At 67.3% G+C, this 24943-nt stretch carries 21 protein-coding genes; 16 read left to right on the top strand and 5 right to left on the bottom strand.

Translation table 11 applies throughout. The features are described from left to right. Window positions 1-126: 126 nt before the first annotated feature. Window positions 127-867 (bottom strand): Crp/Fnr family transcriptional regulator, encoded by a 741-nt coding sequence (locus NP80_RS07560; protein ID WP_006402403.1) that lies wholly within the window; start codon window positions 865-867, stop codon window positions 127-129. Window positions 868-1806: 939 nt separating this feature from the next. On the opposite strand from NP80_RS07560, the gene NP80_RS07565 reads away from it, so the two are divergent. From NP80_RS07565 to polX, 4 genes are all read left to right on the top strand, one after another. Then, window positions 1807-2589, top strand: a complete 783-nt coding sequence (locus NP80_RS07565; protein WP_006410425.1) for a Crp/Fnr family transcriptional regulator — start codon at window positions 1807-1809, stop codon at window positions 2587-2589. Window positions 2590-2600: 11 nt separating this feature from the next. Further along, window positions 2601-4004, top strand: coding sequence for an undecaprenyl-phosphate glucose phosphotransferase (locus tag NP80_RS07570; protein ID WP_035947109.1), 1404 nt, complete (start codon window positions 2601-2603; stop codon window positions 4002-4004). A 394-nt stretch (window positions 4005-4398) separates the two neighbouring features. Further along, window positions 4399-4791, top strand: a complete 393-nt coding sequence (locus tag NP80_RS07575) for a TraR/DksA family transcriptional regulator (RefSeq protein ID WP_006410426.1) — start codon at window positions 4399-4401, stop codon at window positions 4789-4791. A 111-nt stretch (window positions 4792-4902) separates the two neighbouring features. Continuing rightward, the gene (gene polX / locus NP80_RS07580) at window positions 4903-6666 is read left to right on the top strand and encodes a DNA polymerase/3'-5' exonuclease PolX (RefSeq protein ID WP_006410422.1); all 1764 of its coding nucleotides are present in this window, start codon (window positions 4903-4905) and stop codon (window positions 6664-6666) included. A gap of 36 nt (window positions 6667-6702) precedes the next feature. Here polX and ald read toward each other — a convergent pair whose 3' ends face one another. Next, window positions 6703-7818, bottom strand: a complete 1116-nt coding sequence (gene ald / locus NP80_RS07585; protein WP_006403699.1) for an alanine dehydrogenase — start codon at window positions 7816-7818, stop codon at window positions 6703-6705. A gap of 313 nt (window positions 7819-8131) precedes the next feature. Between ald and NP80_RS07590 the strand changes: the two genes are divergently transcribed. The 5 genes from NP80_RS07590 (at window position 8132) to NP80_RS07610 (ending at window position 14803) form a co-directional block, all read left to right on the top strand. Beyond that, window positions 8132-8548, top strand: a complete 417-nt coding sequence (locus tag NP80_RS07590; RefSeq protein ID WP_006410420.1) for a DUF3995 domain-containing protein — start codon at window positions 8132-8134, stop codon at window positions 8546-8548. 471 nt (window positions 8549-9019) lie between these two features. Continuing rightward, on the top strand, window positions 9020-9760 hold the full coding sequence (locus NP80_RS07595; protein ID WP_006402393.1) for a gluconate 2-dehydrogenase subunit 3 family protein: 741 nt from the start codon (window positions 9020-9022) through the stop codon (window positions 9758-9760). Next, window positions 9760-11538, top strand: a complete 1779-nt coding sequence (locus tag NP80_RS07600) for a GMC family oxidoreductase (protein WP_006410419.1) — start codon at window positions 9760-9762, stop codon at window positions 11536-11538. The genes NP80_RS07595 and NP80_RS07600 overlap by 1 nt, the downstream gene beginning before the upstream one ends. Beyond that, on the top strand, window positions 11535-12944 hold the full coding sequence (locus NP80_RS07605; RefSeq protein ID WP_045593315.1) for a c-type cytochrome: 1410 nt from the start codon (window positions 11535-11537) through the stop codon (window positions 12942-12944). Before NP80_RS07600 ends, NP80_RS07605 begins: the two co-directional genes overlap by 4 nt. A gap of 143 nt (window positions 12945-13087) precedes the next feature. Continuing rightward, a complete protein-coding gene (locus NP80_RS07610; protein ID WP_006403691.1) occupies window positions 13088-14803 on the top strand; it encodes a cation:proton antiporter domain-containing protein in 1716 nt (571 codons plus the stop codon). A gap of 35 nt (window positions 14804-14838) precedes the next feature. Here the strand turns inward: NP80_RS07610 and NP80_RS07615 are convergent, their stop codons facing one another. Then, entirely contained in the window at window positions 14839-16695 is a 1857-nt protein-coding gene (locus NP80_RS07615; RefSeq protein WP_006409452.1) for a peptidoglycan D,D-transpeptidase FtsI family protein, read from the bottom strand. A gap of 393 nt (window positions 16696-17088) precedes the next feature. Next, window positions 17089-17436 carry a DUF3564 family protein gene (locus NP80_RS07620; protein WP_006403688.1) on the bottom strand — a complete coding sequence of 116 codons (348 nt, stop codon included), beginning with the start codon at window positions 17434-17436 and terminating at the stop codon, window positions 17089-17091. Between the two features lie 584 nt (window positions 17437-18020). Here NP80_RS07620 and NP80_RS07625 point away from each other — a divergent pair. Then, window positions 18021-19217 carry an SDR family oxidoreductase gene (locus NP80_RS07625; RefSeq protein WP_006409455.1) on the top strand — a complete coding sequence of 399 codons (1197 nt, stop codon included), beginning with the start codon at window positions 18021-18023 and terminating at the stop codon, window positions 19215-19217. Between the two features lie 55 nt (window positions 19218-19272). Here the strand turns inward: NP80_RS07625 and hpaR are convergent, their stop codons facing one another. Beyond that, entirely contained in the window at window positions 19273-19719 is a 447-nt protein-coding gene (hpaR, locus tag NP80_RS07630) for a homoprotocatechuate degradation operon regulator HpaR (protein WP_006402383.1), read from the bottom strand. Window positions 19720-19869: 150 nt separating this feature from the next. Here hpaR and NP80_RS07635 point away from each other — a divergent pair, with 150 nt between their 5' ends. The 6 genes from NP80_RS07635 to hpaH are packed head-to-tail and all read left to right on the top strand — an operon-like array spanning window position 19870 to window position 24943. Then, window positions 19870-20559, top strand: a complete 690-nt coding sequence (locus tag NP80_RS07635) for a fumarylacetoacetate hydrolase family protein (protein WP_006409440.1) — start codon at window positions 19870-19872, stop codon at window positions 20557-20559. Then, a complete protein-coding gene (locus tag NP80_RS07640) occupies window positions 20556-21320 on the top strand; it encodes a fumarylacetoacetate hydrolase family protein (protein WP_006403684.1) in 765 nt (254 codons plus the stop codon). The genes NP80_RS07635 and NP80_RS07640 overlap by 4 nt, the downstream gene beginning before the upstream one ends. A 22-nt stretch (window positions 21321-21342) precedes the next feature. Then, window positions 21343-22806, top strand: a complete 1464-nt coding sequence (gene hpaE, locus NP80_RS07645; RefSeq protein ID WP_006409448.1) for a 5-carboxymethyl-2-hydroxymuconate semialdehyde dehydrogenase — start codon at window positions 21343-21345, stop codon at window positions 22804-22806. A gap of 42 nt (window positions 22807-22848) precedes the next feature. Then, entirely contained in the window at window positions 22849-23697 is an 849-nt protein-coding gene (gene hpaD, locus NP80_RS07650; protein ID WP_006409439.1) for a 3,4-dihydroxyphenylacetate 2,3-dioxygenase, read from the top strand. Window positions 23698-23732: 35 nt separating this feature from the next. Further along, window positions 23733-24125 carry a 5-carboxymethyl-2-hydroxymuconate Delta-isomerase gene (locus NP80_RS07655; protein WP_006409445.1) on the top strand — a complete coding sequence of 131 codons (393 nt, stop codon included), beginning with the start codon at window positions 23733-23735 and terminating at the stop codon, window positions 24123-24125. Between the two features lie 14 nt (window positions 24126-24139). After that, on the top strand, window positions 24140-24943 hold the full coding sequence (gene hpaH, locus NP80_RS07660; RefSeq protein ID WP_006402377.1) for a 2-oxo-hept-4-ene-1,7-dioate hydratase: 804 nt from the start codon (window positions 24140-24142) through the stop codon (window positions 24941-24943).

A 24943-nucleotide genomic window follows, 5' to 3' on the forward strand; every position in this document is an offset into this window, starting at 1 on the left:
GGCGCAGCGCGCTGACTCCCCCCCGGCAGTCCTGCGTCAGTAGACCATCCGGGGTCGCCGTGTTCTGTTCGCCAACCTACAGTCGGCAGGCCCGATGTGCGTTCGAGTACCGACGCATGACAACGGTCAAACGCGTGCCGCAGCCGGTACGCCGCTGTCGGCCGACAGGATCCGCTTCATCTCGTCGCGCACGATGGCGCGACAGCCGCACGACATCTTCTCGAGACCCTGCAGATCGGCGAGCACGATCGAGCTGCGGTATTGCCGGATCAGGCCGAGCTTCTGAATCTCGCCGGCCGCATCGGTGACGGTCTCGCGGCGCACGCCGAGCATCTGCGCGAGCATGCTGTGCGTGACCTGAATCTCGATGCTGCGCGAGCGGTCATAGGCCAGCATGAACCATCTGCATAACTGATGTTTCAGCACGTGATGGCGGCTGCAGAACGTGATTTGCGACACCTGCGCCATCAGCAGGCGCACGCTGACGAACACCAGATGACGAATCACCGGCGATGCGTCGAACGCCGCGGCGAATGCCTGCCGGTCGAGCCGGTAGACGAAGCCGTCGCGGCAGGCGACCGCGCGGCACGGCATCGTGCCGCTGCCGCCGATCACGTCGTCGCAGACGATGCTTTCGCTGCCGATCTCGGCGACCTCGAGCGTCATGCCGCCCGACGACACGTACTGCAGCGAGATCGCGGTCGTGACGGGCAGGTAGACGGCGGCCAGCCTGGCGCCGGGCTCGCACAGCACTTGCCCCGATTTCAGATGGACCAGTTGAAGCTGAGGAATCAGCGCTGCGCGTTCGTCGCGGTCGAGCGCGGCGAGAAACCGGTTTGCGTCGAAGCTGTGGGACAGTTCGATCATGCCGCTCGTGCGAGCGGCGCCATCACGGGCCAGATGGGTCACGGGCATCCTCGATATAAGTGGGCGCACGACGTCGCGGCGGATCTCGCGCAAAGCACGTCGTGTTCGTTTAAATGGATAGGCGGATAGCGCACGAAGGCTAGCACGGCACTCAATTCCGCTAAACGCACATTACGTCATTTCACAAACTTTGACGATCCAAAAAGAATGAGAACGTTATATGAAATTCGATCTTGCCTTATTTAAGAATTAATCATCCGGAAATGGAATCGACCGATGTAAACGTATTCTCCTATCACCGGTTGCCAATCGCCAGACATGAAGCATTGTGCCTCGAAAACAGAAAGACAACATCAAACACTATTTGACATTTAATTGGGGAAGGAGATCTTTCCCATTCGAATCAGGGGTTTGCGACGCATTTGTGGGATGGCTAACAAAAGCCCTGATTAGAGCGCCGATTCAAAGATGAGACAGTTCGAAACTGTCGCGCGGGACCGCGTGCGGACGCGCTGAGACAGCGGCCGACGTCGCGGAAACGATTGAAAAACAACTGTAAGTATTTGAACGACAAGCCCGGAGCGCCATTCTGCGCGGGCTTCCGCGGTGCCCGCCTATTGATCAGTCGAATAGCCGCGAGTGTCTAGCGAATGCCCGAGTGTCCGGAAATGAGACGGTTTTCGATCGTTCCGGAGGCCTCCATTCGGGCGTTCTAAACGGTCGTCATTCATATATTAAGGACGGACGGCGATTGGCACGCAAATCGCTTATTACGACTCGCGTGTCGAACGGGGTGATTGACCGACATCGGCGGCGATAAGCCGCCAATGTCCGATCCGTGGTTGTAGGCCGCAACCGCCGATGGCGCCCGACACGCTTGACGAAAACGAATTCCGCCGACCGTCTGCATGCGGCGCGGACAATAAGAGGGATACAGACATGCTTCATCTTCAATCGAGCTATTCGGCGAATGCCATTCTGGACGCACTGCCGGAGGAGAGCATTCGGGCGATCGCACCGCATCTCGAACTGGTCCGGGTCAAGCCCGGCATGCTGGACCGGGTCGGCGAACCGATGCGTCACGTGCATTTCCCGACGACGGCGATGATGTCGGTGCAGCACTTGATGGAAGACGGCGCGATGGTCGAGGTGGCGGTCGTCGGCCGGGAAGGTGTGGTCGGGCTCGCGACGATGGTCGGCGGGGCGGCGGTGTCTAACCGCGTCGAGGTGCGTATCGGCGGGATGGCGTACCGCGTGCCGACCTGCGTGATGCGCACGGAATTCGAACGTTCGCCGGCGACGTACCGGCTGCTCCTCAACTATTGTCAGGCGACGATGGCGCAGATCTCACGCAGTGCACTCTGCAATCGCCATCATTCGGTCAGCGAGCAACTGAGCCGCTGGTTGCTGCTCGCGCACGACCGGATCGAAGGCGACGAGCTCGCCGTCACGCAGCAGACGATCGCAAACATGCTCGGCGTGCGGCGCGAAGGCGTGACGGAAGCGGCCGGCAGCCTGCAGGAGGCCGGACTGATCCGGCAGCGCCGCGGACGCATCACGGTGCTCGATCGCGGCGGTCTCGAGCGTCACGCATGCGAGTGCTACGACATGATCCGCGCCGATTATGATCGGCTGCTCGGCTCGCGCAGCGGCGCGCGCCCGATGTCGGTACGTCCGCGTCTGACGGAGGTGCGCTGCGGCGCGGCGGCACACAGCGCGTGAGGGCGGCGGAGATGAGAGGAACGGGTGTGGCGCGCCGCGCCGGGATCGCGGCGGCCGACGTCGTGCTCGTGCTCGCCGGCGCGCTGGCTGCGCAGGCCGCGGCCGGGCTCGCATGGAGCGATCTGTCCGACGCGCGCCGCGGCGCGATCGTGTTGCTCTGCGTGCTGAGCGTCGCGCTGCTGCCGCGCGCGCTGCGCGAGACGGGCGACGGCGCAAGCGCGCGCGAACGCGAGCAGGCATTGAGCGGCACGATTGCCGCGATCGTGTGCGCGAGCGTACTGACGATCGCGACGGGCGTCTGGATCATGAATCGCGGCGGCACGATCACGATGCAGTGGATCGTCGAAACCGTGCTGGCCGCCGACGCGGCATTGCTGCTCGGCAGGGTCGCGCTGCTCGCGGTCGCGGCCAGGCGTCCCGAGGCACGCGCGCATCGGCGCCGCGTCGCGGTGGTCGGCGCGACCGGATACGGCCGCGTCGCGATCGAGCGCATGCGGCTCGCGACGCAGGGGCCGTACGTGCCCGCGTACGTGTTCGACGACGATGCGCCCGGTGCGGCCGCCGATATCGGCGGCGTGCCGGTGATCGGCGACTGGCACACGCTGCGGCAGCGAATCCACGACGGCGAAATCGACGAGGTGTGGCTCACGCTGCCGATGTCGCACGAATGGCGGATTCAGCGGATCGTCCGCGAACTGCGCGACGAGTTCGTGCAATTGCGCCTGCTGCCCGACGTGCGTCATATGTCGATCGTCGACCGTTCCGCGACCGACGTGCTCGGCATGCCGGCGATCAATCTCGCGACGACGCCGCGCTCCGCGCCGGAGATGTGGGCGAAGTTCGCGTTCGACCGGCTGTTCGCCGCCGCGGTGCTGGTACCGCTGATGCCGCTGATGGCGGCGCTCGCGATCGCCGTCAAGCTGTCGTCGCCGGGTCCGGTGCTGTTCCGGCAGCGCCGCAAGGGGATCGACGGCCGCGAGTTCCATATCCTGAAGTTCAGGACGATGCGCGTGCATCGCGAGCAGCCCGGCGTGCTGCGGCAGGCCTCGCGCAATGACTCGCGCGTGACGCCGGTCGGCGCGTTTCTGCGCCGCACGTCGCTCGACGAGCTGCCGCAATTCTTCAACGTGCTGTTCGGCCAGATGTCGGTCGTCGGCCCGCGGCCGCATGCGATCGAGCACGACGATTTATACCGGCAGCTGATCGACTGCTACATGTACCGCTATCGCGTGCGGCCCGGCATCACCGGATGGGCGCAGGTGAACGGCTATCGCGGCGAGACGCGCAAGGTCGAGGCGATGGCCGCGCGCGTAAAGTTCGACCTGTTCTACATGCAGAACTGGAGCTTCTGGTTCGACATGAAGATCATCCTGATGACGATCGTGCGCGGCTTCATCGGCCGCAATGCGTTCTGATCGATTCATGAAGGGCACGGTCGAGCGCATTGCGTGGAACGTTGCATGCGCAACCAGATTGCGCAACGCGTGCGGTTTGACATCCGGCAATGCGTCGAGCCGCACGATGCCGATGGAGGTCGAAGCAGGGCCGTCCGCCGCGCGTTTCGGCATGCGTGCGCGCTGCGTTTTCGCGTCCGTCCCCGGTTTTTGCGCCGCCCCTGCTCGGGCGGCGCGCGCAGCCCGTTCGGATCAACACGTGCCGCCCGGTTGGGTTTATGCTGCATCGAATGCGCGCGGCGTGCCCTGCACGCGCGGCAGCATCCGATCGCAGCGGCGCGCGTCGTTCGCGTTGGCCGCCGCGCCTCGGCGCGTGCGCGGCAGGCGCACGCGAAATCCGGAACAGGAGACGACGATGGCGCTCGACGAACGGCAACGGCACGCACTGCTGCAGCGGCTCAACGAATGCGAGCAGGCATTGCGCGCGGAGCTTCGCGCGAGCGAAGACCAGCGCGCATCGGAATCGTATGCGGAGCTGGCCGGCGCATCGCCGGACGAAGGCGACGAAGCGAACGCGGATCTTTTCGTCGACGTCGATCACGCGCTGATCGGCATGAAGCTGGCCGAGCTGCGCGCGATTCGGCGTGCGCAGCAGCGCATGGTCGACGGCAGCTACGGCGAGTGCATCGATTGCGACGGCCCGGTCGGCTACGCGCGGCTGCGGGCGCGGCCGACGGCCGAACGATGCACGCAGTGCCAGGCGTTGTACGAACGGCGATACGCGACGGCGCCGCGCGCGTCGCTGTAACGCGGCGTCGCGGTCGGACGACGCGGCACACATCGCGCGGCGGGCGTACGATGGAAGCGCGGGCCCGACGCCGGGCGGCGTCATCTACGTGGAAGGGGGGCCACGCCGATCATGCGGATTCACAATGCCGAATGTGCGGCCGTCTTCGCCGAAATCGCGGACATGCTCGAGATTCAGGGCGCGAATCCGTTCCGGGTCCGCGCGTATCGCAACGCCGCACGCACGATTGCCGACTACGGCCGTGACATTCCGTCGATGCTCGCCGACGGCGGCCAGCTCGTGCGGATTCCGTCGATCGGCCCGGATCTCGCGTCGAAGCTGCGCGAGATTGCGCAGACGGGCACCTGCGATTTGCAGCAGACGCTGCGCCGCGCGCTGCCCGGCGCGATCGTTCAGCTGCTCGACGTGCCGGGGCTCGGTGCGAAACGCGTGAAGGCGCTGCACGATGCCTTGCGAATCGAAACGCTCGAACAGCTGCGCGTCGAAACCAAGAACGGGCACGTGCGTGCGCTGCCCGGTTTCGGCGCGAAAACCGAAGCGCAGCTGCTCGACGCGCTCGACGAACGCTTGCGCCGTACGCCGCGGCGCTGTCTGCTACCGGCCGCGACCGGCGTACTCGCGCCGCTGCTCGAACGGCTGCGCGCGCTGCCGGGCGTAATCGAGGCGGTGGCAGCCGGCAGCGTGCGGCGGCGTCGCGAGACGGTCGGCGATCTCGACATTCTGGTATCGGCGCGCGACGCGGCCGCCGTCGCCGATGCCTTCACGCGCGGCGACGCGGTCGAACGCGTGCTCGCGAAGGGCAAGACGCGCTCGAGCATCGTGCTGGCGTGCGGGCTGCAGGTCGACCTGCGCGTCGTCGATGCGGATGCTTTCGGCGCGGCGCTCGTCTACTTCACCGGTTCGAAAGCGCACAACATCGCGCTGCGCCGGATCGCCCAGGCGGCCGGGCTGAAGATCAACGAGTACGGCGTGTTTCGCGGCGAAGAGCGGATCGCCGGTGCGACGGAAGCGTCGGTCTACGACGCGATCGGCCTGCAGTGGGTGCCGCCCGAGCTGCGCGAAGGGCGCGGCGAGATCGACGCGGCGCGCGCCGGCACGCTGCCGACGCTCGTCGAGCGCAGCGATCTTCATGGCGACTTCCACGTGCATACCGACGCATCCGGCGGTCGCGACAGCCTGCACGCGATCGCTCGGGCCGCGCGTTCGCGCGGGCTCGGCTATCTTGCCGTGACCGATCGCGCACCCGATGCGGGCCGCGGCCGTACGGCGGATTTCACGTGGCTGCTCCGGCAGCTCGACGAGATCGATCGGCTCAACGCATCGTTCGACGACTTCGTGCTGCTGAAAGGCGTCGAGGCCGGCATACGCGACGACGGCAGCCTCGACGTGCCGGCCGATGTGCTCGACCGGCTCGAGATCGTCGTCGGTGCGGTGCGCGACGGCTTCGATCTGCCGCGCGACGCACAGACCGCGCGGATGCTGCGCGCGATCGACGATCCGCATCTGACGATCGTCGCGCATCCTGCCGGCCGCTTGCTCGGCGAGCGCGACGGATGCGACGTCGATCTGCCGCGCGTGATCGCGCACGCGGCGGCGCGCGGCTGCAGCGTCGAACTCGATGCGCAGCCGCAGCGGCTCGACTTGCCGGACGTCTGGTGCCGCGAGGCCGCGAAGGCCGGCGTGCCGGTCGCGATCGGATCGGACGCGATGAGCGCGGACGAACTCGGCTATCTCGACGGCGGCGTCGATCAGGCACGGCGCGGCTGGTTGACGCCGCGCGACGTGCTCAACACACGCACGCTCGCGCAGCTGCGCCCGCTGCTCGCGCGCGCGGCGGACAGAAGCCCGGCGCAGCGCCGCCGCAACGGCACGTGAACGCAACGGGTCGGCGCGTGCCGCGCCGTCGCGCGATCACGCGAGCACGTCGATCGCCGGCACGTACGGCAGCCGCAGCGCCTGTGCAACTGCTTCGTACGTGATGTGCCCGTCGCAGACGTTCAGCCCCGCGCGCAGATGCGGATCGTCGATCATCGCCTGTTTCCAGCCCTTGTCGGCGAGCGCGAGTGCGTGGCCGAGCGTCGCGTTGTTCAGCGCGAACGTCGACGTGCGTGCGACCGCGCCCGGCATGTTCGCGACGCAGTAGTGAACGACGCCGTCGACGACGAAGGTCGGATCCGCGTGCGTGGTCGGATGCGAGGTCTCGAAGCAGCCGCCCTGATCGATCGCGACGTCGACGACGACCGCGCCGGCCCGCATCGTCGCGATCATGTCGCGCGTGACGAGCCGCGGTGCCGACGCACCGGGTACCAGCACCGCGCCGATCACGACGTCCGCATCGCGGATCGCTTCGTCGATCGTCTGCGCATTCGAGCAGACGGTCGCGATCCGGTTCGCGAAGATCAGGTCGAGCTGCCGCAGCCGGCTCACGTTGGTATCGAGCACCGTCACGCGCGCGCCGAGGCCGACCGCCATCTGCAAGGCGCCGGTGCCGACGACGCCCGCGCCGAGCACGACGACGTGCGCAGCGGGCACGCCGGGCACGCCCGCCATCAGCATGCCGCGCCCGCCGCGCGGGCTTTCGAGATGCGTGGCCGCGACCTGGATCGACATGCGGCCGGCGACTTCGCTCATCGGCGCGAGCAGCGGCAGGCCGCCGCCGGGCCCGGTCACGGTTTCGTAGGCGATGCACACGGCGCCAGACTTCACGAGTGCGGCCGCCTGTTCCGGATCGGGCGCGAGATGCAGATAGGCGTACAGAACCTGGCCGCGCCGCAGCATCGCGCATTCGGCGGGCTGTGGCTCCTTCACCTTGACGATCATGTCGGCGCGCGCAAACACTTCCTCGGCGCCGTCGCACAGTGCTGCGCCGGCGGCGACGTAGTCGTCGTCGAGCAGGCCGATCGCGGTGCCCGCACCGCGCTGCACGAGCACCTTGTGGCCATGCCGCGTGAGCTCGCGTGCACCGGCGGGCGTCAGGCCGACGCGGTATTCGTGGTTCTTGATCTCTTTCGGCACACCGATCAGCATGAGTCGTCTCCAACGGTTGTCGTTATCGTCGCCGTGCCGCGGATCGATGGGGCGATGCAGTTGCGTTCGCGCGTGTCGTTGTGCGACGCGCGTTCCGTCGGCCGGACGCTGCGCGCGCGTCGTGCGCGCGACTGCAGCACAGCTCTAAAAGGTAGCGACGGGCTGACCGAAGTCAAGCCGCAGTGCGGCACGGCTCGCGCGTGTCGATGCACGAACGGCGGCGTTTCGATATCGTGATGCACACGCGTTGCGTGTGCGCGCCGAAGCGGCACGACGCGAAGCACTTGTCACACGATACGAGGAACCGCGCGACATGATCGCTGCGTATTTCAGCGTGCCGACGCTCTGCGCGATCGCGCTTGTCCACGTCTATTGGGCATGCGGCGGACGGCGCGGCAAGCGTGCGGCGATACCCGAACACGACGGCGTGCCGTTGCTGCATCCGAGCACGGCCGGCACCTGCACGATCGCGGCCGCGCTGCTCGCAGCGGCATGCGTCGTCGCCGCGCACGCAGGGTGGGTGTGGCCGGGCCGTTATCCGGGCGCGAGCGGCATCGCGATCGTCGTACTCGCATTGATGTTCGCGGTGCGCGCCGTCGGCGATTTCCGTTACGTCGGCTTTTTCAAGCGGATTCGCGGCTCGCGCTTTGCCCGGATGGACACGCTGTACTACTCGCCGCTGTGCGCGGCGCTCGCGCTGTCGATCGCGTCGATGGCGTGGCGGCGCTGAGCGCTGCGGCGAGCTGCAGCCCACGTGGCCGCCGCCCCGTTTTTTCAATTGTTGCGGTTTTCGCTGCAATCAATTGCATCTGTTTCGATAGAAATGGAACCGGTTCCATATATAATGCGCGGCACTCGTCGCCCATGTCTCGAATGAGGGTCGTGCACGTTGCGCTTGCGACACGCAAGTGCGGCGTCTAAGTTGAATGAGAGCCATGGCGACGACGGACGGACGCGGCCGGCAGGCCCGAGCCGTCCGCCAATCAGGCCCGTGAAGAGGTCGAACCCGCCGCGCGCCGCCGATCGAGCGCGTGGCAGCGTGAGAGGGCGCCGCCGCCTGCGCGGTCGGCGCCCGTGTCGAATTTGCTCGCAGCACACGGAAAAAACAACGACGGCCTGCCGTACGCGGCCGGTCCGTCGGGCACGCCGCATGCGGGATGCGCGTGTTCGAACAACGGTCTCCAACGCCCAACATCCGACCATGTCTACCCCATCTGACAAACCCAATTCGCGCCGCCGGTTTCTGCGCACGTCGGTCGCGCTCGTGCCGATCGCGTCGGTCGCCGGCTGCGACCTGCGTTCGTCGCCGTCTTCCGCGACGACGGCCGGCCACGCGTCGGCTGCGTCGGCCGACGCCGAACGTTCGCCGTACAAGCCGACCTTCTTCGATGCGAAGGAGTGGGCGTTCGTCCAGGCCGCGGTCGACCGGCTGATTCCGGCCGACGCCGAAGGCCCGGGCGCGCTCGACGCCGGCGTGCCGGAATTCATCGATCGCCAGATGGAAACGCCGTATGCGCACGGTGCGACGTGGTACATGCAGGCACCGTTCCAGCAAGGCGTGCCCGAGCTCGGCTATCAGCTGAAGCTCGTGCCGCGCGACGTGTACCGCCTCGGCATCGCGGCCGTCGATCGCTATTGCGAGAAGACGCACGGCAAGGCATTCGCGGATCTCGACGCGGCGACGCGCGACGCGGTGCTCGGCGCGCTCGAAAAGGGCAGCGCGCCGATCGACGACGTGCCGCCCGGCGTGTTCTTCGGCCAGCTGCTGCAGAACACGCGCGAAGGCTACTTCTGCGATCCGGTGCACGGCGGCAATCGCGGCATGGCGGCATGGAAGATGATCGGCTTTCCGGGCGCGCGCGCCGATTTCATGGATTTCGTCAACCAGAACGGCAAGCCGTATCCGTACGGCCCCGTGTCGATCAACGGGGAGCGTAGCTGATGGCCGCAGAGAAAAAGCCGCATGTCGATGCGGTGATCGTCGGCTTCGGCTGGACCGGCGCGATTCTCGCGAAGGAACTGACCGAAGCAGGACTGAAAGTCGTCGCGCTCGAGCGCGGCGAATATCGCGATACCTATCCGGACGGCGCGTATCCGAACACGATCGACGAGCTGACCTACAACATCCGCAAGAAGCTGTTCCTTGACCTGTCGAAAACGACCGTGTCGATCCGCCACGGCATCAGCGACACGGCGCTGCCGTATCGCCAGCTCGCCGCGTTTCTGCCGGGCGAGGGCGTCGGCGGCGCGGGGCTGCACTGGTCCGGCGTGCATTTCCGCATCACGCCCGAGGAGCTGCGGCTGCGCAGCCACTATGAAGAGCGCTACGGAAAGAAATTCATTCCGGAAGGGATGACGATCCAGGACACCGGCGTCAGCTACGACGAACTCGAGCCGCATTTCGACTTCGCGGAGAAGGTGTTCGGCACGTCGGGGCAGGCGTACAAGGTCGGCGGCAAGGTGGTCGGCGACGGCAACGTGTTCGAGGCGAACCGCAGCGATCATTTTCCGCTGCCGCCGCAGCTCAACACGTATTCGGCGCAGCGCTTCTACGATGCCGCGAAGTCGCTCGGGCTGCATCCGTACCGGCTGCCGTCGGCGAACACGTCGGGTCCGTACACGAATCCGTACGGCGTGCAGATGGGGCCGTGCAACTTCTGCGGCTACTGCAGCGGCTACGCGTGCTACATGTATTCGAAGGCGTCGCCGAACCTGAACATCCTGCCCGCGCTGAAGCAGACGCCGAACTTCGAGCTGCGCTCGAAGTGCCACGTGCTGCGCGTCGACCTCGACGACACGAAGAAGCGCGCGACCGGCGTCACCTACGTCGATCCGACCGGCCGCGAAGTGCATCAGCCGGCCGATCTCGTGATCGTTGCCGCGTTCCAGTATCACAACGTGCATCTGCTGCTGCTGTCGGGCATCGGCAAGCCGTACGATCCGATCTCCGGCGAAGGCGTCGTGGGCCGCAATTTCGCGTACCAGAACCTGTCGACGATCAAGGCGTTCTTCGACCGCGATACGTTCACGAACCCGTTCGTCGGTGCCGGCGGCAACGGTGTCGCGGTCGACGACTTCAACGCGGACAACTTCGATCACGGCCCGCTCGGCTTCGTCGGCGGCTCGCCGCTGTGGGTGAACCAGGCGGGCGTGAAGCCCGTCAGCGGGATCGCGGTGCCGCCCGGCACGCCCGGCTGGGGCTCCGCGTGGAAGAAGGCGGTGAAGGATTACTACGCGCACACGATCTCGATGGACGCGCACGGCACCAACATGTCGTACCGCGACGTCTATCTCGATCTCGATCCGACCTATCGCGATTCGTACGGGCAGCCGCTGCTGCGGATGACCTTCGACTGGAAGGACAACGACATCCGGATGGCGCAGTACGTGACGGGCCAGATGAAGAAGATCGCGGAAGCGATGGGGCCGAAGGCGATCAGCGTAACGACGCGCGAGTTCGGCAAGCACTTCGATACGCGTGCGTACCAGACGACGCACCTGGTCGGCGGCGCGGTGATGGGCACCGATCCGAAGACGAGCGTGCTGAACCGCTATCTGCAGTGCTGGGACGTGCACAACGTGTTCGTGATGGGCGCGTCGGCGCTGCCGCAGGGCATCGGCTACAACCCGACCGGCATCGTCGCGGCGCTCGCGTACTGGTCGGCGCGCGCGATCCGCGAGCAATACCTGAAAAATCCCGCACCGCTGGTGACCGTATGAAGAGGATCGTGACCCACCGTATCGCGCGCCGCCTGTCGCGCGCATTGGCCGCGAGCGCTGCATGCGCGGCGCTCGGCTTCGGCAGCGCGGCGGCCGTCGCGCAACCTGCGGCGACGCCCGCCGCCGCATCGGCCGCGGCTGCAGCCGCGCCGCAGTCCGCCGATGCGCTGGTCGCGCGCGGCGCGTATCTTGCGCGCGCGGGCGACTGCGTCGCCTGCCACACCGCGGTCGGCGGCAAGCCGTTCGCGGGCGGGCTGAAGTTCGACACGCCGATCGGCGCGATCTATTCGACGAACATCACGCCGGCGCAGAAGACCGGCATCGGCACGTGGTCGCTCGAGGACTTCGACCGCGCGGTGCGCGCCGGCGTGCGCAAGAACGGCGACACGCTGTATCCGGCGATGCCGTTTCCGTCGTACGCGCGCTTGACCGACGACGACGTGAAGGCGCTGTACGCGTACTTCATGCACGGCGTCGCGCCGGTCGAGCACGAGAACCGCGCGGTCGACATCGTCTGGCCGCTGTCGATGCGCTGGCCGCTCGCGATCTGGCGCAAGATGTTCGCGCCGTCGCCGAAGCCGTTCGACGCGACGCCGTACGCCGATCCGGTGCTCGCACGCGGGGCCTACCTCGTGCAGGGGCTCGGCCACTGCGGCGCGTGCCATACGCCGCGTGCAGTGACGATGCAGGAGCGCGCGCTGACCGACGCGGACGGCCTCGACTTCCTCGCCGGCGGCGCGGCGATCGACGGCTGGGTGCCGACGAGCCTGCGCGGCGAACCGCGCACCGGCCTCGGCACGTGGAGCGAAGGCGAGATCGTGCAGTTCCTGAAGACCGGCCGCACGCTGCGCACGGCCGCGTTCGGCGGGATGACGGACGTGGTCGGCCACAGCATGCAGCACATGAGCGACGACGACTTGACCGCGATCGCGCGCTATCTGAAGACGCTGCCGCCGCGCGTGCAGGGCGAGCAGCCGCACGTCTACGATGCGGCCGCCGCGAAGGCGCTGCAGACGGGCGACACGAGCAAGCCCGGCGCGGCCGTGTACCGCGACAACTGCATGGCCTGCCACCGCAGCGACGGGCACGGCTATACGCGCGTGTTCCCGGCGCTGGCCGGCAACCCGGTCGTGCAGGGCGACGATCCGACGTCGCTGATCCACGTGGTGCTCGAAGGCAGCGCGCTGGTCGGCACGCGCACCGCGCCGTCGACGTTCACGATGCCGCCGTTCGGCTGGCGCCTGTCGGATCAGGAAGTGGCCGACGTGTCGAACTTCATCCGCACGAGCTGGGGCAACACCGGCTCGCCGGTGACGGCCGCGCAGGTCGCGAAGGTGCGCAAGAGCGTGCCGTCGACGCGCCCCGAGCCGCCGCCGGGCGCGCGCTTCCCGCAAGCCGCGCGCTGAGCGGGCGCGGCGGCCTGCCGCGCTTCGCGTCCGACCCGCGCCGCCGCGTGAATTTTTCGCGGCGGCGCGCCATTTGCCCGCCTCATCCCTTATCCTTTCGTTCTTGAACCTTACTAAAGCGTTACACGAACCAGGGAGGGGGGATGCCTCATGACGTCAGCCTGATTGCGTTGCTCGCGGCCGGTTTCGGTCTCGCGATGATCTTCGGTTATCTCGCGTCGCTGCTCAAAATGCCGCCGCTCGTCGGCTATCTGCTGGCCGGGATCGTGATCGGCCCCGGCACGCCGGGCTTCGTCGGCGATCTGTCGCTCGCGCAGCAGCTGGCCGAAGTCGGCGTGATGCTGCTGATGTTCGGCGTCGGCCTGCATTTCTCGCTCGGCGATCTGCTCGCGGTGCGCAAGATCGCGCTGCCCGGCGCGATCGTGCAGATCACGGTCGCGACGCTGCTCGGCGGCGGCCTCGCGCTCGCGTGGGGCTGGAGCATCGGCGCGGCGCTCGTGTTCGGTCTCGCGCTGTCGGTCGCGAGCACGGTCGTGCTGCTGCGCGCGCTCGAAGGGCGCGGGCTCGTCGAAACGGTGAACGGACGGATCGCGGTCGGCTGGCTTGTCGTCGAGGATCTCGTCATGGTGCTCGTGCTCGTGCTGCTGCCGCCCGTCGCGGGGCTGCTCGGCGGCTCGCCGCCGGGTGGCGAGCATGCGGCCGGCGGCGGCGTGTGGAGCACGCTCGGCGTCACGATGCTGAAGGTCGCCGCGTTCATCGCGCTGATGCTGATCGTCGGCAAGCGCGTGTTTCCTCGCATTCTGTGGCTCGTCGCGCGCACCGGCTCGCGCGAACTGTTCACGCTCTGCATGATCGCGGCCGCGGTCGGCATCGCATTCGGTGCGGCGAAGCTGTTCGACGTGTCGTTCGCGCTCGGGGCGTTCTTCGCCGGGATGATGATGCGCGAATCGGAATTCAGCCGCCGCGCCGCCGACGAAACGCTGCCGTTGCGCGACGCGTTCTCGGTGCTGTTCTTCATTTCGGTCGGGATGCTGTTCGATCCGAAGGTGCTGCTCGACGAGCCGCTGCACGTCGTCGAGGTCGCGGCGATCGTGCTGATCGGCAAGACGCTGGCGGCCGTCGCGCTCGTCGTCGCATTCCGCTATCCGCTGAACACCGCGCTGATCGTCGGCGCGGGGCTCGCGCAAATCGGCGAATTCTCGTTCATCCTCGCCGGGCTCGGCCGCTCGCTCGGGCTGCTGTCGGCGGAAGGGCAGAACCTGATTCTCGCGGTCGCGCTGATCTCGATCGCGCTGAACTCGGTCGCGTTCGCGGCGATCGATCCGGCGCTCGCATGGATCCGCAAGCGCTCGGCGTTCGCGCGCCGGCTCGAGGCGCGCGACGATCCGCTCGCCGCGCTGCCGATGTCGACGCCGCAGACGCATCTGACCGGGCAGGTCGTGATCGTCGGCTACGGCAAGGTCGGCACGCGGATCGCGCGGGCGCTCGACGAGCACGGCATCGCGTACGTCGTCGTCGAGCAGAACCGCGAGATCGTCGAGAAGCTGCGCGCCGGCGGCGTCGCCGCGGTGTCGGGCGACGCGATCGAGCCGATCGTGCTCGTGCAGGCGCATATCGCGCGCGCGGGGATGCTCGTCGTCACGCTGCCGGACGTGTTCGACGTGCGGCAGATCGTCGAGATTTCGCGCACGCTGAATCCGACGCTCGAAGTCGTGCTGTGCACGAACAGCAGCGACGAAGCCGCGCTGCTGGCGAGCGAGGGCATCGGCACCGTCTTCATGGGCGAGACGGAACTTGCGCGCGGCATGACCGAGCACGTGCTCGGCAGGATGGCGAAGCCGGTCGCGGCTTCGCATTGACCGCGGGCGGGGCGGCCCGCCGTTTCTTCACGCAATCAGCCGGCTGCAGCGGGTCTCCGCGCCGCGTCGCCCGATTGCGTGGCCGTTCGTACCGGCGCCGCGGCCTTCGGCGCCGCGACCGTCTTCTGCGGCACCTTTCTCGTCGGCGTCTCCGTATCGGCTTCGACCGGTGCGTCGGGCGGCACGCCGAGCAGTTGCAGCGCGCCGCTCGTCACCGACGCAAACACGGGGCCGGCCACCGTGCCGCCGTAATAGCCCTTGCCGCGCGGCTCGTCGATCATCACCGCGACGATCAGGCGCGGGTTGCTCATCGGCGCCATCCCGGCGAACAGCGCGCGATACTTGCCCTTCGCATACGACGAGCCGACCTGTTTGCGCGCCGTACCGGTCTTGCCGCCGATCCGGTAGCCGTCGACGCGCGCGCGCCGCCCGGTGCCGCCTTCGCCGACCGCCATCTCGAGCATCGAACGGATCGCGGCCGCCGTCTGCGGCGACGTCACGCGATGGCCGCGATGCGCGTCGATCGTCTGCTGGTCGGTGCCGTTTTTCAGCAGCGACACCGGATGTAGCGTGCCGTCGCCGGCATACGCGGTATACATCTGCGCGATCTGCAGCAGCGACATCGAGAGCCCGTAGCCGTAGGCCATCGTCGCCTGCTCGATGGGCCGCCAGCGCTGGTAGCTGCGCAGCCGCCCCGACGCGACGCCGGGGAACGTGAGTTCCGGCGCGCGGCCGATCCCGTATTCCTGATATTTGTTCCAGATCGTTTCGGCCGGCAGGTTCAGCGCCAGCTTCGCGAGTGCGATGTTGCTCGACTTCTGCAGCGCCTGCGCGACGGTCAGCGAACCGTGGTTCGACGTGTCGTGGATCACGGCCGGGCCGATCTTGTACGTGCCCGGCGACGTGTTGATGATCGTGTTCGGCGTGACCTTGCGCTGGTCGATCGACAGCGCGACGACGAGCGGCTTGATCGTCGAGCCCGGCTCGAACGTGTCGATCACCGCGCGGTTGCGCAACTGCTGGCCGGTGAGCCGCGCGCGGTCGTTCGGGTCGAACGTCGGATAGTTCGCGAGCGCGAGGATTTCGCCGTTCTGCGCATCGAGCACGACGACGCTGCCGGCCACCGCGTTGTTCTCGAGCACGGCGGCCTTCAGCTGGCTGAACGCGAGCTGCTGGATGCGCCGATCGATCGTCAGCTCGATCGTCGCGCCGTGCTGCGCGGGCACGAGTGGCCGCGTGTCCGACACGATCCGGCCGAGCCGGTCGCGAATCACCTCGCGCTGGCCCGACGTGCCGGACAGCAGCGCGTTCGCCGCGAGCTCGACGCCTTCCTGCCCCTGATCCTCGACGTTCGTGAAGCCGACCACGTGTGCGGCCGATTCGCCTTCCGGATAGAAGCGCTTCGAATCGGCGATCTGCGTGATGCCGTCGATCGCGAGCTTGTCGAGGCGGCTCGCGGTCTCGGCGTCGACCTGACGCTTGAGCAGCACGAACGTACGGTCGTTGCCGAGGCGGCGCTTCACTTCGGCGAGCGGCATGTCGAGCAGCTTCGCGATTTGCGGATAGTCGGTGTCGGATACCTGCTTCGGGTTCGCCCAGATCTCGTAGGTCGCGAGGCTGACCGCGAGCATCGCGCCGTTGCGGTCGACGATGCGCCCGCGCATCGCGTCGAGCTCGATCGTGCGCTGGTAGCGCTTCTGGCCTTGACCGACGTAGAAATCCTGATTCGCGACCTGCACCCAGAAGGCGCGCACGATCAGTGCGGCGAACGCCACGAACACGAGAATCACGACGAGCTTCGAGCGCCACATCGGCAGGCGCGACGCGAGCATCGGATTCTTGGTCGCGGACGCGTACGGGTCGACGGGGTGGGGCTTTTTCTTCGCGCTCATGCAGGGGCCAGGGTCGGTCGCCGGGAGACGGCGGGTCAGTCGGAATAATGGGATTGTAATAAATGAGTAAAGATCATGTGAGGAAACTGTGCGCGCGCGACGCGCATGGGCGTGAAGGCAAGCGGCGATCGCGGTGAAAACGGCGGGTAAACGACGACGTGGGCGCACGATTGCATCGATGCAGTCGCGAACGGCGGCCGGGCGGCGGGGCGGTGGCGTGGACGGAGACGCTGGGCGGTGTCGGTGCGCTACGCCCCATTGGGCACGCATCGGAATGGTGCCGGAATAAAAAAGCGCCTCGGAAACGAGGCGCCAATTTACTGAATATCGAAATAAAAAATCGCCGGGCGGAATAAGCGATTAAATCTGAATCTGATTTTCGTCAACGAAAAACTAGCGGGCCACCGTGATGAATTCCTGATATTCCGGCGAGGTGGTGCAGCGGTCGACCGCCTGCAGGCGCCACGCGCCTTCGCGATGCTCGCCCGCGAGCACCGCCGTGCCCTGGTCGCGCTGCGTTGCGTCGAACGACAGGCCCTGCAACTCGCAAACCGCGTTCCCGCTGTCGGCGGCGCACAGTGCCATCGCGCCCTCGACGTCGCGGACCTTGCCCCAGGTCGGCAGGTCGATGCCCTGATGTGCCTCGCGTGACCACAGCCCTTCGTCGGTGTCGACCCACAGCACTGCGAACGACTGCCGGGTTGCCGCTTCGCTGCCATTAATGCGAATGGTGAGGCGCATTGGATCGTCTCCTGAGAAATGACAAATTGGACCGTTTGAACTTGAACAGTCTAGATAGACTGTGCTGAAACGCAAGTGATAACCGACAATAAATGCGCATTGCGTTTATTCGAGATTCGGATGAAACGACGTCAGACGAGGCTCGTCTAATTTGGCGACAGAATGCGCGCGCAGACACGACGGCGCCGACGGGGGTGCGACCGCCGATCGTGCGCGCGAGGAGATCGGATGACCGCAAGCGCGTGCGACCGGAGCGAGTCGCCCACCGCCCAAGTGCGGCACAGCGAACGCGCGCGCGACGCGTCCGAACGCCGCGCGACAGAGCCGGACAATCCCGTACAAATCCACACATTTTTACGAAACTTTCAGCACAGACTTCCGCGCGATCGCGCCCCACACTGCGCATTGCCCGACGCTGCGCGCACGGCAACGTATCGCGACCTCCGCGCGGCGCGACGTGTTCGCAGCAGCGGCCGGTCGCGATCGCCGACGGCGTACATGCCCGTCGTGCGGCTCGCCTCCGCGCAGTGCGCGACTGCCCTGCGCGCGTCGCCGGTCGGGCCGCTTCCTCGAAGGAGACTACCGTGCTGATCTGGAAAACCGCGCTGCCGCTGAACTGGCGCACGAGCCTCGTCTCGCCCGCGAGCGCGCCGGTCGCGGCGGCGAACGTCGAGCGACTCGTGCTGACCGGTGCAACCGGTTTCCTCGGCAGTACCGTGCTGACGGCGCTCATCAATGCGGGGCTGCTCGAACGCGTCGTCTGCATCGTGCGCGCGCAGGACCGCGGACACGCCGTCGCGCGGCTGCGCGATGCGGCGCTCCGCGCGGGCCTCGCGCCGTACTGGGCGGCGCGCATCGGCGATTCGAACGTCATCGTCGGCGCGCTCGACGACGTGTGGGACCGCGCCGACGCGGGGCGCCTCACGGCCGCGACGCACGTGATTCATTGCGCGGGGCACGCGTCGGTCGCCGACGGCGCGCATCTGCAGACCGATCTCGACAGCACGCTGCGCTTTGCCGCGCGCTGCACGCAGGCGCCGCATCTGCGGCGGTTCGTCTACGTCGGCACTGCATTCGCGGGCACGGCCGGCGCCGGCGTCGTGCAGGAAGAGCCGGAGCGTGCGCCCTGCACGGGCGAAACGCCGCGCGGCGCAGTGCTCACAGCCCGCTATCTGCACGCGAAGGCGGAAACGGAGCGGCGGCTGCGCGCGCTCGGGTTGCCGCTCGTCGTCGTGCGGCCGTCGCACGTCGTCGGTCACACGGTGCTCGGCACGCGGCCGGCGCCGAATTCGTTCTGGATGTTTCGCGTCGCGCACGCTGCGCGTCGCTTCACCGCGCGGCCGATGACGCGCATCGACATCGTGTCGGTCGACGACGTCGCGCGTGCGACGATGCTGCTGGCCGTCAAGCCGACGCTCGCGCATCGCGTCTATCACGTGTCGGCGGGCGAGGATGCACCGATGGTCGCGCAGATCGTGCGCGCGATGGACGAGGCGGTCGGCATCGCGGACGCGCCGCGCTACGCGGCGTGCGCGCCGGCCGATCTGCCGCAGGTGGTGCGCACCGTGCTCGGCCGCGCGGACCCGGCGCGCGAGCGCGTGATCGGCGACGCGATGCGGCGTTTCGCGGAATTCGCGACGGTCGACCGCGTGTTCGACAACCGCCGCCTGCGCGACGAAATCGATTTCGAGCCGTTGCCGTTCGTCGATTATGTGGAAGCGTGCATGCGCACGTCGCGCGGGATCCCGGTGACCGACCTGATGCGCGGCGCGCGAGACTGACGGTACCACGCGCGTACGTACCGTTCACGCACGGCCACGCCGGCACGCAAGGACGTCACGACGACATGCCGTTGCCGAGCTCGATCAAGCGGTCGAGCGCGCGATAGATGTCGTCGAGGCCGTCCTGGCCGAAGCGCGCTTCGAGCAGCCGATACTGTTCGTCGATGCGCGGGCCGATCTCCGTGACGAGCTTTCGGCTTTGCGGCGTCAGGCTGACCACGAGCCGACGCTGATCCTCCTGAGCGCGCGTGCGCGTGATCAGCCCGTCGCGCTCCATGCGTTCGAGCACGCCCGTGAGGCTCGGGCTCAGAATGCAGCAGCGCCGCGCAATCTGTCCCGCTTCGAGGGACTGCCCCGGCTCGCCGTCGAGCACGCGGATGATCCGCCATTGCTGCTCCGTCAGTGCAAATTCCTTGAGAATGGGGCGGAACAGGCCCATCAGCGTTTCGCGGGCCTCGAGCAGCAGCATGGCCAGATTGCGATGGTCGAGCGTACGGTTCATCGGGGGATGCGGTGAATGGGACGGATGAATCTTAACAGCCGACGGTGGTGAAATTCGTCTATCAGGGTAATCGAGGTTGTCAGCGTCGCTTTGTTTACTTAAGATGTTAAGTATTGACGATGCGCCGCGACGCGCGGCAGAGGAGTCCCGATGGAGCTGTGTTGCACGACCGCCGCGGCGCCGCCGCTGCCGGTCGCGGTCGGTACCGTTTATGGCGCACTGCTGAACGAGCGCGCGGCGCTCGCCGCGCTCGGCGACGCGGTGCATGCGGCGCCTTACGGGCGTCCGCCGCAGGCGCCCGTGCTCTACATCAAACCGGCCAATACGCATGCGTCCGACGGCGCGGCCGTCGTCGTGCCGGCCGGCGTCGAGGCGCTGGAGATCGGCGCGTCGGTGGCTGTCGTGTTCGCGCGCCGTGCGACGCGCGTGCCGGCCGCCCGCGCGCTCGACTACGTGCACGGCTTCACGCTGGCCAGCGACGTATCCGTTCCGCATCCCGACTACTATCGGCCGGCCGTGCGCTTCAAATGCCGCGACGGCTTCTGTCCGCTGGGCCCGGCGGTCGTGCCGGCCTCCGCGCTCGCCGACGTCGACGCGATCGCGCTGAGCGTGCGGATCGATGGCGAAGTCGTGGCGCGCACGTCCACCGCGACGCTGATTCGCCCGGTGCGCGAACTGATCGCCGACATCAGCGCGTTCATGTCGTTCGACGCCGGCGACGTGCTGTTGCTCGGCGTCGCGGGCGGCGCGCCGCATGCACGCGCGGGCAGCACGGTCGAGATCGCCGCCGACGGCATCGGCACGTTGCGCCACACGCTCGTCGCGGAGGCGGCACGATGAAGACGGCACGCGTCATCTACAACGGCGCCCTGCATGCAGCCGAACCGGCCGGCGACGGCGCGATCCGCCTCGATACCGGGCGCGTGCTCGCCGAGGAGGCGGTCGCGTGGCTGCCGCCCGTCGCGCCGCGCACGACCTTCGCGCTCGGCCTCAACTACGCGGATCACGCGAAGGAACTCGCGTTCAACGCGCCGAGCGAGCCGCTGATCTTCCTGAAAGGACCGAACACGTTCATCGGCCACCGGTCGCAGACGGTGCGGCCCGCCGATGCGACGCACATGCACTACGAGTGCGAACTCGCCGTCGTGATCGGCCGGCCCGCGCGCAACGTCGCGCGCGCGCAGGCGATCGACTACGTGGCCGGCTATACGGTCGCGAACGACTACGCGATCCGCGACTATCTGGAGAACTACTATCGGCCGAACCTGCGCGTGAAGAATCGCGACACGTGCACGCCGCTCGGGCCGTGGTTCGTGAGCCGCGACGAAGTCGGCGACGCCGGCGATCTCGCGCTGCGCACGACGGTCAACGGCCACGAGACGCAACGCGGCAGCACGCGCGACATGATCTTCGACGTGCCCGCGCTGATCGAATACATCAGCGGCTTCATGACGCTCGCGCCGGGCGACCTGATTCTGACCGGCACGCCGCAGGGGCTCGCCGACACGAAGCCCGGCGATGTGGTGGTGACGGAAATCGAACGAATCGGCCGGCTCGTGAACACGATCGTCGGCGAAGCGGACTACTATCGCGCGGGCTGAGCCCGTCGCACAAGGAGAGCAGATGACCATCAAGCACTGGATCGACGGCCGCGAGGTCGACAGCCGCGACAGGTTCGCGACGCTGAATCCGGCGACGGGCGACGTGATCGACGAAGTCGCGTCGGGCGGCGAGGCCGAAGTCGACGCGGCCGTGCGCGCGGCGAAGGAAGCGTTTCCGAAATGGGCGAACACGCCCGCGAAGGAGCGCGCGAAGCTGATGCGCAGGCTCGGCGAGCTGATCGAGAAGAACGTGCCGACGCTCGCCGCGCTGGAAACGCAGGACACGGGCCTGCCGATCGCGCAGACCGGCAAGCAGCTGATTCCGCGCGCGTCGGAGAACTTCCATTTCTTCGCGGAAGTGTGCGTGCAGATGAACGGCCGTACGTATCCCGTCGACGATCAGATGCTGAACTACACGCTGTATCAGCCGGTCGGCGTCTGCGCGCTGATCTCGCCGTGGAACGTGCCGTTCATGACCGCAACCTGGAAGACGGCGCCGTGCCTCGCGCTCGGCAATACCGCGGTGCTGAAGATGTCGGAGCTGTCGCCGCTGACGGCCGACCAGCTCGGCCGGCTCGCGCTCGAGGCCGGCATTCCGCCGGGCGTGCTCAACGTCGTGCAGGGCTACGGCGCGACGGCCGGCGATGCGCTCGTGCGTCATCCCGACGTGCGCGCGGTGTCGTTTACGGGCGGCACCGTCACGGGCAAGCGGATCATCGAACGCGCGGGACTGAAGAAATACTCGATGGAGCTCGGCGGCAAGTCGCCGGTGCTGATTTTCGACGACGCCGATTTCGATCGCGCGCTCGACGCGTCGCTGTTCACGATCTTCTCGATCAACGGCGAACGCTGTACCGCGGGCTCGCGCATCTTCGTGCAGCGCACGATCTACGACCGCTTCGTGCAGGAATTCGCGCGGCGCGCGAACCAGCTCGTGGTCGGCGATCCGTGCGATCCGTCGACGCAGCTCGGTGCGATGATCACGCGCCAGCATTGGGAAAAGGTGACGGGCTATATCCGCCTTGGCGAACAGGAAGGCGCGCGGATCGTCGCGGGCGGGGCCGACCAGCCGGCCGGGCTGCCCGAGCGGCTGCGCAACGGCAACTTCGTGCGGCCGACCGTGTTCGCCGACGTCGACAACCGGATGCGCATCGCGCAGGAGGAAATTTTCGGGCCCGTCGCGTGCCTGATTCCGTTCGACGACGAAGCGCACGGGCTGCAGCTTGCAAACGACACGGCGTACGGGCTCGCGTCGTACGTGTGGACGCAGGACGTCGGCAAGGTGCATCGCCTCGCGCGCGGGATCGAGGCCGGCATGGTGTTCGTGAACAGCCAGAACGTGCGCGATCTGCGCCAGCCGTTCGGCGGCGTCAAAGCGTCCGGCACCGGGCGCGAAGGCGGCGAATACAGCTTCGAGGTGTTCGCGGAAGTGAAGAACGTCTGCATCTCGATGGGCTCGCATCACATTCCGCGCTGGGGCGTCTGACGCGCGCCGTTGCGCCGCGACAAGAACGATACGGAGACTACGATGGGCAAACTGTCCCTCGCCGCGAAAATCACGCATGTGCCGTCGATGTACCTGTCGGAGCTGCCCGGCAAGCATCACGGCTGCCGCGACGCGGCGATCCGCGGCCATCGGCTGATCGGCGAGCGCTGCCGTGCGCTCGGCGTCGACACGATCGTCGTGTCGGACGTGCACTGGCTCGTCAATGCCGGCTATCACGTGAACTGCAATGCGCGCTTTGCCGGCACGTACACGAGCAATGAGCTGCCGCATTTCATCCGCGACATGCATTACGCGTATCCGGGCAATCCGGCGCTCGGCCGGCTGATCGCCGAGACGGCGAGCACGCGCGGCATCGCGACGCGCGCGCACGAGATCGACAGTCTCGAGCTCGAATACGGGACGCTCGTGCCGATGCGCTACATGAACGGCGACCGGCACTTCAAGGTCGTGTCGATCGCCGGCTGGTGCATGTGGCACACGCTCGACGACAGCCGCCGCTTCGGCGAAGCGCTGCTCGAAGCGATCGAAAAGAGCGATGCGAACGTCGCGTTTCTCGCGAGCGGTTCGCTCTCGCATCGTTTCAACGACAACGGCAGCCCCGAGGAATCGATTCACGAGATCAGCCGTGAATTCTTTCGGCAGGTCGATCTGCGCGTCGTCGAACTGTGGAAGCAGGGCGACTTCAAGACGTTCTGCGCGATGCTGCCCGAGTACAACCAGCACTGCCACGGCGAAGGCGGAATGCACGACACCGCGATGCTGCTCGGCCTGCTCGGCTGGGATCGCTACGACCAGCCGGTCGAAATCGTCACCGACTACTTCGCGAGTTCGGGCACCGGCCAGATCAACGCCATTTTTCCGCTGCGCTGAACGCGCACGCATCCGAGATCCGACCGGAGACTGCCATGCCGCACATCGTCGTCGAATATACGGCGAACATCCGCGCCGACGCCCGCATCCCCGCGCTGCTGCGCACGATCAACGCGACGTTGATCGCGCAGGGCGGCGTGTTTCCGATCGGCGGGATTCGTTCGCGCGCGATCGAACTGCACGACTACTGCGTGGCCGACGGCACCGAAGACGACGCGTTCGTGCACGTGACGCTGAAGATCGGCGCCGGGCGCAGCGAGGCGACGAAGCGCGCCGCATGCGACGCGTTGTTCGATGCGATCAAGGCGCATTTCGCCGAGCTGTATGCGAAGCGTTATCTCGCGCTGTCGATGGAGCTGACCGAGTTCAGCGAAAGCGGCTCGTACAAGCACAACAACATCCACGCCCGCTACAAGCGGGCCGACTGAATCCGAACCCCACCATGCTCGATACCGCCACCATCGATGCGCTCGCGCAGCGTCTGCACGACGCCGAACGCGAACGCACGCAAATCCGCCAGATCTCGCTCGACCATCCGGACATCACGATCGACGACGCATATGCGATCCAGCGCGCGTGGGTCGCGCTGAAGCTCGCGGAAGGCCGCACGCTGAAGGGGCACAAGATCGGCCTCACGTCGAAGGCGATGCAGAACACGTCGCAGATCGACGAGCCCGACTACGGCGCGCTGCTCGACGACATGTTCTTCGAAGACGGCGGCACGATTCCGACCGATCGCTTCATCGTGCCGCGCGTCGAGGTCGAACTCGCGTTCGTGCTCGGCAAGCGCCTGAGCGGCCCGAACTGCACGATCTTCGACGTCTACGACGCGGTGGACTACGTGGTGCCCGCGCTCGAGATCATCGACGCGCGCAGCCAGTCGATCGATCCCGACACGCAGCGTCCGCGCAAGGTGTTCGACACGATCGCCGACAACGCGGCGAACGCGGGCGTCGTCATCGGCGGGCGGCCGGTGAAGCCGCACGACGTCGATCTGCGTTGGGTCGCGGCCATCATGTCGCGCAACGGCGTGGTCGAGGAAACGGGCGTCGCGGCGGGCGTGCTGAATCACCCGGCGAACGGCGTCGCGTGGCTCGCGAACCGGCTCGCGCGCTTCGACGTCGCGCTCGAGCGCGGCCAGATCGTGCTCGGCGGGTCGTTTACGCGGCCGTGCGCGGCGCGCCGCGGCGACACCTTCAGTGTCGACTACGGCCCGCTCGGAACGATTCAGTGCTACTTCGGGTGA

It is taken from the genome of Burkholderia multivorans ATCC BAA-247, assembly GCF_000959525.1.
Classification (GTDB): Bacteria; Pseudomonadota; Gammaproteobacteria; order Burkholderiales; family Burkholderiaceae; genus Burkholderia; species Burkholderia multivorans.

Bases quoted from the DNA above. Each gene is read 5' to 3' on its own strand.
- NP80_RS07560 (WP_006402403.1), bottom strand. From the start codon at position 867: ATGATCGAACTGTCCCACAGCTTCGACGCAAACCGGTTTCTCGCCGCG.
- NP80_RS07565 (WP_006410425.1), top strand. From the start codon at position 1,807: ATGCTTCATCTTCAATCGAGCTATTCGGCGAATGCCATTCTGGACGCA.
- NP80_RS07570 (WP_035947109.1), top strand. From the start codon at position 2,601: ATGAGAGGAACGGGTGTGGCGCGCCGCGCCGGGATCGCGGCGGCCGAC.
- NP80_RS07575 (WP_006410426.1), top strand. From the start codon at position 4,399: ATGGCGCTCGACGAACGGCAACGGCACGCACTGCTGCAGCGGCTCAAC.
- polX (WP_006410422.1), top strand. From the start codon at position 4,903: ATGCGGATTCACAATGCCGAATGTGCGGCCGTCTTCGCCGAAATCGCG.
- ald (WP_006403699.1), bottom strand. From the start codon at position 7,818: ATGCTGATCGGTGTGCCGAAAGAGATCAAGAACCACGAATACCGCGTC.
- NP80_RS07590 (WP_006410420.1), top strand. From the start codon at position 8,132: ATGATCGCTGCGTATTTCAGCGTGCCGACGCTCTGCGCGATCGCGCTT.
- NP80_RS07595 (WP_006402393.1), top strand. From the start codon at position 9,020: ATGTCTACCCCATCTGACAAACCCAATTCGCGCCGCCGGTTTCTGCGC.
- NP80_RS07600 (WP_006410419.1), top strand. From the start codon at position 9,760: ATGGCCGCAGAGAAAAAGCCGCATGTCGATGCGGTGATCGTCGGCTTC.
- NP80_RS07605 (WP_045593315.1), top strand. From the start codon at position 11,535: ATGAAGAGGATCGTGACCCACCGTATCGCGCGCCGCCTGTCGCGCGCA.
- NP80_RS07610 (WP_006403691.1), top strand. From the start codon at position 13,088: ATGCCTCATGACGTCAGCCTGATTGCGTTGCTCGCGGCCGGTTTCGGT.
- NP80_RS07615 (WP_006409452.1), bottom strand. From the start codon at position 16,695: ATGAGCGCGAAGAAAAAGCCCCACCCCGTCGACCCGTACGCGTCCGCG.
- NP80_RS07620 (WP_006403688.1), bottom strand. From the start codon at position 17,436: ATGCGCCTCACCATTCGCATTAATGGCAGCGAAGCGGCAACCCGGCAG.
- hpaR (WP_006402383.1), bottom strand. From the start codon at position 19,719: ATGAACCGTACGCTCGACCATCGCAATCTGGCCATGCTGCTGCTCGAG.
- NP80_RS07635 (WP_006409440.1), top strand. From the start codon at position 19,870: ATGGAGCTGTGTTGCACGACCGCCGCGGCGCCGCCGCTGCCGGTCGCG.
- NP80_RS07640 (WP_006403684.1), top strand. From the start codon at position 20,556: ATGAAGACGGCACGCGTCATCTACAACGGCGCCCTGCATGCAGCCGAA.
- hpaE (WP_006409448.1), top strand. From the start codon at position 21,343: ATGACCATCAAGCACTGGATCGACGGCCGCGAGGTCGACAGCCGCGAC.
- hpaD (WP_006409439.1), top strand. From the start codon at position 22,849: ATGGGCAAACTGTCCCTCGCCGCGAAAATCACGCATGTGCCGTCGATG.
- NP80_RS07655 (WP_006409445.1), top strand. From the start codon at position 23,733: ATGCCGCACATCGTCGTCGAATATACGGCGAACATCCGCGCCGACGCC.
- hpaH (WP_006402377.1), top strand. From the start codon at position 24,140: ATGCTCGATACCGCCACCATCGATGCGCTCGCGCAGCGTCTGCACGAC.